Source organism: Stenotrophomonas sp. PS02298 (assembly GCF_029959445.1).
Classification (GTDB): domain Bacteria; phylum Pseudomonadota; class Gammaproteobacteria; order Xanthomonadales; family Xanthomonadaceae; genus Stenotrophomonas.
The window spans coordinates 1-2,092 of record NZ_JASCOR010000296.1 but is presented as its reverse complement, the minus strand read 5'-3'; the positions used below and the strand labels follow the sequence as shown (position 1 = coordinate 2,092).

General features: G+C 52.3%; 1 protein-coding gene and 1 pseudogene. One reads left to right on the top strand and one right to left on the bottom strand.

Annotation, left to right across the window (positions count from 1 at the left end; translation table 11 throughout):
• Positions 1–123: 123 nt before the first annotated feature.
• Positions 124–249 (bottom strand): annotated as a pseudogene (locus QMX78_RS21205) (transposase); the annotation flags it as partial.
• Positions 250–940: 691 nt separating this feature from the next.
• Between QMX78_RS21205 and QMX78_RS21200 the strand changes: the two are divergent.
• Positions 941–1,384: an SMI1/KNR4 family protein gene (locus QMX78_RS21200; protein WP_282273395.1), complete on the top strand. Its 444-nt coding sequence runs from the start codon at positions 941–943 to the stop codon at positions 1,382–1,384.
• Positions 1,385–2,092 lie beyond the last annotated feature (708 nt).

The window sequence follows — 2,092 nt, the reverse complement described above, 5'->3', positions numbered from 1 at the left end:
GGAACGACCGAAGAAGATCTTGGGCGGCCTGACACCGGCCGCCTATGCCCAACAGTTGGCGGCCAAAGCCGCTACGATTAAATCTGGACTCTAAAGGGCCCCGCTACTGAAAGCGGGGGGACGTCGCCAGACGTAGTAAGTCGCATCGGAAATGCCAAGTTCACGGCAGACATCCTTGACCTGCCTTCCAGCCTCAACTTGCTTCAACGTCGTAACGATCTGACTCTCGGTTAATTTGCTCTTGCGCATCAGTGGTCTCCTTGGGGCTAGTTTGCCCGGAGACCTCTAAGAATGCCTGGATCAAGTTTACGGGCAGGCGACAAGGGAGTGCTGGTTGTTTCACCCTCATGGGTGCCACGCTGGTTGAGAGGCTCGAAGGATTGCAGCTTGCCGTCGGGGAGGTATTGTGGGGGCTTGGTTACACGTTTTATTTTTGGCCGGGCCCAGCTACCCTAAAGATCGACCGGCATCAAAGGGAAAGCCCGTCTTAGGGTGCTTTGTGGATACGTCGTTAACCGGACCTAGGGGTCCATCTATTAGGTAGTCAGGCCACTATGAGCCGAGCAGAAGTTCAACTATCGTTTTCCAGCTTCTTTGACAAAGCAGCGTGTGCAACCGTGGTTGATGAAGCTCTCCTGCATAGCTACATATCGTCGCTCAGCTCCTACATTGCGGAACTGGAGAGCGGCTTTGACCCAATAGATAATTGGTCAGTACAAGAGCTAGAGAGGGCTTCTGAATTCGTTCTGCACAATCGGCAATGGGTCGCGCACAGCGACAAGGCTATTGAGTTGTTAAGCGACGCTTTCTCAATAGTTGACCGGCACAAGGATTTCTTGGCCAAGAACGGTCTACTACCTGAGTATCTCTGGGAGAGGCCCAACAATTCATTCAATCCGAAGCCGCTACGCGGTTCGGCTTAGTTCAGGCGTTAGGCCTCATGAAACTTGACTGGTTCGAGCTAACAGAGAATCCGATTGAATCTCACCAGATTGAAGGCGCCCAGTCTCTTATCAACGTTCGTTTCCCGGCGTCATACCGGGCCGTTCTTGCCAATCATCACGATTCCTATGGAGATGCAGACTTTGCCATTCATGGCTCCCTTCACCGGGCCAGCATCGGCCACTGGCTTTCACTAAGCCCATGGGAAACGGATTCGATTTGGTCCTATGTCTCAACATGGCAAGAACACCAGCTACCGCACAATGTTGTGCCATTTGCCACTGATGGTGCTGGTAATTGCATTTGCTTTGACTATCGCTCCAGCCCGGAGCCAGCCGTAGTCATGTGGTACCACGAGCTTTCGGGTGCTGATGGGCTAATAACAGTCGCCCCTACATTCGATATTTTTTTAGAACTCCTCTGTGCGCCGGCTGAGACCTAACGGCTTGCTCAAGCTAAACCTACCTCTCAGGTCGGCTGAACTCCGGAGTTGCGACCGTCCGCTCCTGGCAGACAGCAGTCGCATGGCAAGAGCTTGGGCATCTCCCGAATGCTCGATACTCGCGATGAAAAAACAGTTGGCCTTCTCATCATCGGAAGCACCAAAAGCCTTGGTGCTATTAGCGCTCAGCACTCCGTGGAACATGAACTCTTGAATTGATTTTACCGGCAATTTTACCGGTAAAACCAACTTTGGGCGCTATAGACTCGCCAACAAACTATTGGAATTCAACGAGTTACTGGTGGCTTATCTGACCCAAATAGTCGATACAACCAATTGTTTTAAATGCAATAAATATAAATCCTACGTTGAAAATACCCCCATTTGTACCCCTTAGTTGATTGGATGCTGTTGGACTTACTCGGACAGCGGCGCCGCCTGTCGATGACACCCCACTTATGGACCTCTACCTCTTCACCTTGAGAGGCAGAGGCATGGATCTGTGGCCTGCCCGGATACCTCCAAGCATTCCTGAAGGTCTCCGGACAAAAAGTCCAAAGTCAAAGTTGACGTCCGCTGTCGGCCGAGGCTGTGTAAAAACTCCCGGGCGCGGTACTGCCGACGACGATGCAGCCAGTTTGAGCAACCAGCACTGCAGCAAAAGAACGTGATGCTCAGGCTGCGATGGCCCGCACCATGCCCTCGGTG

Coding starts and splice junctions, on each gene's coding strand:
- QMX78_RS21200 (WP_282273395.1), top strand. CDS start 941: ATGAAACTTGACTGGTTCGAGCTAACAGAGAATCCGATTGAATCTCAC.